5 protein-coding genes are annotated in these 6,239 nt (G+C 44.9%); 2 read left to right on the top strand and 3 right to left on the bottom strand.

Annotated features, from left to right (window positions below):
- A partial coding sequence (locus A4E24_RS01205) for a PAS domain S-box protein (RefSeq protein ID WP_292350979.1) occupies positions 1–1,833 on the top strand: 1,833 nt, incomplete at its 5' end.
- Here the strand turns inward: A4E24_RS01205 and A4E24_RS01200 are convergent.
- Entirely contained in the window at positions 1,781–3,004 is a 1,224-nt protein-coding gene (locus A4E24_RS01200) for an MFS transporter (RefSeq protein ID WP_292350977.1), read from the bottom strand. The genes A4E24_RS01205 and A4E24_RS01200 overlap by 53 nt on opposite strands.
- A gap of 76 nt (positions 3,005–3,080) precedes the next feature.
- Here A4E24_RS01200 and A4E24_RS01195 point away from each other — a divergent pair, with 76 nt between their 5' ends.
- On the top strand, positions 3,081–4,115 hold the full coding sequence (locus A4E24_RS01195; RefSeq protein ID WP_292350976.1) for a radical SAM protein: 1,035 nt from the start codon (positions 3,081–3,083) through the stop codon (positions 4,113–4,115).
- Between the two features lie 2 nt (positions 4,116–4,117).
- Here the strand turns inward: A4E24_RS01195 and A4E24_RS01190 are convergent, their stop codons facing one another.
- Both A4E24_RS01190 and A4E24_RS01185 read right to left on the bottom strand, forming a co-directional pair.
- Positions 4,118–4,477, bottom strand: a complete 360-nt coding sequence (locus A4E24_RS01190; RefSeq protein WP_292350975.1) for a cupredoxin domain-containing protein — start codon at positions 4,475–4,477, stop codon at positions 4,118–4,120.
- Between the two features lie 74 nt (positions 4,478–4,551).
- Positions 4,552–6,237, bottom strand: coding sequence for an ATP-dependent DNA ligase (locus tag A4E24_RS01185; protein ID WP_292350973.1), 1,686 nt, complete (start codon positions 6,235–6,237; stop codon positions 4,552–4,554).
- Positions 6,238–6,239 lie beyond the last annotated feature (2 nt).

The raw sequence follows: 6,239 nt of genomic DNA, 5'->3' as shown, positions 1-6,239 counted from the left end.
TCTTCAGAGGATTTCAAGGAAATACTGGAACAACTCGGGAGGGCTACTAATGTCAGCAGGGTATATATTTTTCAGAACGAGACCGGAGATGACAGTACTCTTCTAATGTCACACAAATACGAATGGGTTGCCAGAGGTATTGCCCCTCAGATAGACAATCCGTTTTTACAGAAGTTGCCCTACCATTCCATGGCACCCCGCTGGGAGAAAATAATGAAAAGAGGGCATCATATAGCGGGCCTTATAAAAGATTTTCCTGATGAGGAGCGAGGGTCACTGGGAGACCAGGGGATCATTTCTCTTGCCGCCGTGCCAATATATGTTGGCAAGGAATGGTGGGGGTTCATTGGTTTTGACGATTGTGAACGTGAGAGGGAATGGTCACTGGTGGAAATGGACGCTCTCCGGATAGCCGCCGATACCATAGGCGCTGCGATCCTAAAACAGCAAATAGAATCTGAGATCAGGAAAAGCCAAAAAAGACTGGAGACCATACTGGAAGCTGTCCAGGCCGGTGTAATGATAATTGATGCCGAATCCCACACTGTAGTTGATGCTAATCCAGTGGCTGTCCAGCTTATTGGAAGAGAGAAAGCAGAGATCATAGGTAAGATCTGTCACGAATTCATGTGTGTTGCAGAGAAAGGTAAATGTCCCCTTACAAATCTGAAACAGGTAATAGATTCTTCTGAAAGGGTTCTCATTACAGCAAAAGATGAAAAACGTCCCATTCTCAAAAATGCAGTTTATATTGAACTGGATGGCAGGCAGCGTATAGTGGAAAGCTTCCTTGACATCTCTCATATAAAAGAAGCTGAAAGGGCACTTATGGAAAGTGAAGAGAAGTTCAAGACACTCTTCATGAACGCTAATGATGCCATCTACATCTGTGACGATATGGGAAACAGGATCAAGGAGGTCAATAATATTGCTTCTGAGATGCTGGGATATAGCAGGGTCGAATTGCTGGGCATGTCCCCCCGGGATTTCAATGCTTCGGAATATGCTGCATTGTTGCCTGAAAGGTTACAGGAACTCAAAAGGAAAGGAAAAACAATATACGAAACTATCTATGTGGACAGTACCGGAAAGAGCATTCCCGTGGAAATAAGCAGCAGGATAATAGATTATAAGGATAAAAAAGCAGTTCTGACCGTTGCAAGGGATATAAGCGAAAGAAAAATGGCAGAAGAAGCCTATAAGAAGGAAGTGCTGCTTAAGGAGATACATCACAGGGTCAAGAACAACCTACAGGTGATCGCAAGCCTCCTAAGCCTGCAATCAAGAAAATTTCAGGACAGGGATGTCAGACTGGCCTTTGCAGAAAGCCAGAACAGGATACGTTCCATGGCCATAGCCCATGAAAGACTCTATATGTCAAAGAACCTGAAGAATATAGATGCTGCCGATTATATAAGAAACCTGGCGAACTACCTGCTGTACTCTTACAGAATAGGTACAGAAAAGGTAAACCTTGAGATCGATGTCGACGAGATATATCTGGACATAGATAAGATCATACCACTGGGCCTTATAGTAAACGAACTTATTACAAATTCTCTGAAATATGCTTTTGACCCAGGTAAGGAAGGTCTGGTCAGTTTGTCCCTTAAGGGCCGGGGCAGTTCACTCGTGCTTACTATCAGCGACAATGGGAATGGAATTCCTGAAAACGTGGATATATTCAGCACCGGTTCTCTGGGGATGCAGCTGGTCACTACTCTGATAGAGCAACTGAAAGGAAAATTGGAGATCGACAGATGTGCAGGGACAACATTCATCATGACCTTCGAGGATCTCGATCGATATTGCGTGCGAGCTGAGGTTCTGTAACCATGTGTATAACTATTAACAGTGAAACGGCCATCATAGCCGCACAAACATAGAAAGGCATTGCAAAAGATACATAGCCTCCCAGAAGACCTCCTATCAAGGGTCCAAAAGCTGTACCTGCTGCCTGTGCGCTGGTAATGGAGCTCACCCGTGCACTCACCGACGCACCACCTGCAAGATCCACTGCAAGCGCCATGACCGGAGTTTCCACCGAGGCCATGCAAAGTCCCTGCAAGGCACGCAGCACAATGAGCTCCTCCACTCTGGTGACATAACCCAATCCAAGCACTACCGGTATATTAAGCAGTAAACCGTATAATATCAGCCTTTTACGCCCGTACCTGTCCGATAGCATACCCATGGGGGTTTGCAGTGTCACTCTGGATATGACATATGCGGACACTGCGATACTTAGAGAAAGTTGCGAGGATTGCAGGCGGACCTCGTATTCAGGAAGAAAAGCGAATATGATCATAATCCCGACCATCATTATGAACATTGCAAAGGCGAGAGCATGAAATTGTAATGATCCACTATTGTTCAGATATGTTATTTGTTTTTCATGCCTGTCGTGTGTCTCGCCAACAAAGAACTGCACAAGCAGCAAACTTATCAACCCCAGAAAAGCGCATAAATAAAACCCTGCGGTAAACCCATAATATGTAGCTACTATGCCACCGACCATTGCACCTATGCCATAACCAAATCCCCTCATGCTTGAATATATGCCGATGGCTCTGCCTCTGGTACTGGAAGTAGAGAAATGGGTCACCATTGCTATAATAGCTGGTACTGCTGCACCTACCGTTATACCCTGTATAGCTCTCAGAAGCACTACGTGTTCAAAAACATAAACATAAGAATAAAGCACTGAAGCCGCTATGAAGCCAGCAAGTCCGAATATGACAAAAGGCTTCCTTTTATCCAGCCGGTCTGACAACCTGCCTGAAATAGGCTGGGAAAATGCATTGAAAAGACCAAAGACCGTGGTGACAATGCCTGCTTTTACAACATCGGGGATCTCAGGAACAAAGACACTGTGGGTCTGTACTATATAAAGAGGTATTAGAAAAGCGAGTATACCCGTACCGAGGTCTTTGAAGAACTTGGAAACGGAAAGAATGTAAAGCTTGGGATCGAGCCTCTGTGCAACATGGTCGGTTTCTACCATCGAATGTTCTCTCCACCTGAGTTTCACATCATATAGGACCACAAGTTATTCAATTCTTCCCGCACAAGGAAACTATATGAAAGAACCTGTTTTCCTGCGCAGGTATCAGCAAGTAGAGAAGAATGAATTGCCTCCTAGGTACAGTATATGCCGTTTGGTCCCGGTATCTTTTGAAAAGGCAGCTTCTCTGGAGGAACTGTGGACCATGCATCAATTAAAGATGCAGGATTATAGAAAACTGCTGGCATCGATCGATAATGATGAATATGATCCAGACCTCAGCATGCCAAGATCTTCTCTTCTTGACCTGAAGATCGTGATCGTACAAAAGATGCTCGAGAATTGTCACTTCTGCGAACACAGGTGTGGTGTTAACAGGAAAGAGAACCAAAAGGGTCACTGCAGGGTAGGAGCTGTTTCAGGATATGCATCTGAGTTCCTGCATACAGGAGAAGAGCCCGAACTTGTGCCTTCGCACACAATATTCTTTACAGGTTGTGTTTTTTCATGTATCTACTGCCAGAACTGGGATATAGCTACCCATCCGGAAACAGGTAAGATCGCTGATCCTGTGGAACTCGCGAAATTGATAGAAAAGCGTCGCATGCAAGGAGCAAGGAATGTGAACTTCGTCACTCCTACCCCACATCCGCATGCGGTACTAAGGATCATCAGCAATTTGTCAGTTAATGTGCCTGTGATCTGGAACTCTAACATGTATCATTCAAAGGAAGTGGGTGAACTACTTGAAGGTGTTGTTGACGTGTATCTTGCAGACCTCAGATACGGTAACGACGAGTGTGCCGAAAAATACTCGAAAGTTAACAATTATATCAAAGTTGTCACTGATAATCTGACCCGTGCATACTCAGATGCCGAGATACTCCTGCGCCATCTGGTCTTACCGGAACATGTAGATTGCTGTACGCGACCTGCAGTAAAGTGGGTAAAAGAAAATATTCCTCATGTCCGTTTCAATCCCATGTTCCAATATGCTCCTCATTATCTTGCTTACAGGTATCCTGAGATGAACAGGCATCTTAGAGCACAGGAAATCGAAAGAGCTGTGGAGATAGTGCTCTCTTCTGGTCTTGAAGATGTACTGTTATAGTCTTATTCCACCACTATCATCCCGCTTTTTGTATACGGATGTGTAGCAAGATAGTAATTGTATGTTCTTCTTTCATTGAAAGTGTAGGTAAAGGTCATGCCCTTGGTCAGCGTGGGAGACTGGAATGCGCTGCTTTTAACAATGTATGCCACTGAATCATTATTAGTCCACCTTACTGTATCTCCCCGGGAAATGGTCAGTGATTGAGGATGAAAGGCATAATCATCAATGTAAATCTCTATATATTTTATATCTTCAGCAGATGCATTACTGTCAGTATCCTGCACTATCTCTTTATCCGTACAGCCTGAAAGTGCCAGAAAAGCTATCAGCAATATAATTACAAGCAACTCACTTTTCATATGGTGGCGAGTTATGGTCTAATAGGTATAATACCTTTTGAAGCAAAAAAGACACAATTGACCTTATAAACGTTTCATTTACGCTGGGTCCTGTACATGTCCTCAAGACGCTCCAGTGTGTCGGCTTCTTCCAGTGATTTATCATCCCTTACACGCACAAGCCGTGGAAAACGCAATGCATAACCGGATCCATAGTTTGTGCTCTTTTGTATTTCTTCAAAAGCCACTTCAAAGAGTATGTGTGGTCTGATCTCAACGCTGGTTCCTGATTCTGAAATTATATGCTCCCTGAAAAGTTCTGTGAGCTCGGCCAGTTGCTCATCCGATATTCCTGTAGCCACTTTACCTACAGACAGGAATCTGCCTGTTTCAGGGTCATGGCAGGCCAATGCGAAAGAACCAAGGAAACTTGTCCTTCTGCCATAACCCCATTCAGCTCCTATTACCACAAGGTCCAGGGTTTCCATAACTGGCTTCTTTTTAAGCCAGTTCTTTCCTCGCTTGCCTGGTGAATATGGCGATCCGGGGTTCTTTATCATGATCCCTTCATGGCCTGCCTGCAGTGCCTGTTCATACATACAGTTTATCTGAGAGATGTCTGAAGTGATCAGCTGGTTATCCACGTGTACAAGATCACTGTCCCCTATAGAGGAAACCAGAAACTCCCTACGCTTTTGCAGTGGAAGCTCTATCAGGCTATCACCATTGAGGTACATGATATCAAAGAGGTTAAGGGTAAGCGGAATATGGCGTACCTTATTCTGCACATCGTATTTACGTCTGAAACGTTTGAGGATCTCCTGGAAAGGTTTTGGTCTTCCATCTTCGTCAATGGCCACCGCCTCACCGTCAAGTATGGCAGAATCAGCCTTAACGGCCGTCTTAACTGCAGATACGATGTCAGGAAGTGAGCCAGTGATGTTCTCAAGACGGCGGGAATAGAGGGTAACAGTATCTCCTTTTTTATGTATCTGCACCCTTGCACCATCGAATTTCCATTCTGCTGCAACAACGCCCAGTTCCCTGATGGCAGTTTCGATATCAGGTGTTACCTGGGCAAGCATCAGCTTTATAGGTCTGCCTACCTGCAGTCCCAGGTTCAAAAGAGCTTCATTTCCTCCTTCTTTTGCAGTGACAGCCACAAGTCCCATGTCGTTTGTGAGCATGTAGCCTCTTTCGACAGAGGCCACAGGCACGTTAAAAGCCTTTGCGATGGCATCCCTGACAATGCCTTCCCCCACACCTATCCTCATATCCTCTATGGCAAGCCTGGCGATATAGCTAACCTCTTCAACGGATGCCGAGTTAAAAAGATATTGCAGATGCTTGATCTTGGATGTCTGGGACCCCTTGCCTGTTGCATGGGCTATATCCCTGAATCTTTCAAAGACCTCCATGATACTCAGTTCCGCAGGGGAGTCTAAAAAAGAAGAGAATGTAACCTGTCCCTTGGATACTTTCCCCAGGGCTTTCACTGTAGTTTTACCGATGTCTCCTGTTTCCCTTACTATATCCTCTATTTCCTTGATAGACAAGCCTGATGATCTGGAAAGGGCATTTATAAGAATGCCTGTACCCAGGCCTACTTCTTTGTCGGTCCATGCTGGGAAAACCTCACCCATAACAAAATGGGTTACGATCGGCAACTCTTCACTGGTCACAAGAGAGAACAGCTCCGAAACAAGTCCTGTCATATCCAGAGATCCGGCTGTCTCTTCTATGATCTTGCATATCCTGCAGAACTCCCTGAAGCTTGTCATTG

Origin of the sequence: Methanomethylovorans sp. PtaU1.Bin093, assembly GCF_002067275.1 — an archaeon.
Taxonomy (GTDB): Archaea; Halobacteriota; Methanosarcinia; order Methanosarcinales; family Methanosarcinaceae; genus Methanomethylovorans.
This window is presented reverse-complemented; position numbering and strand designations above follow the sequence as displayed.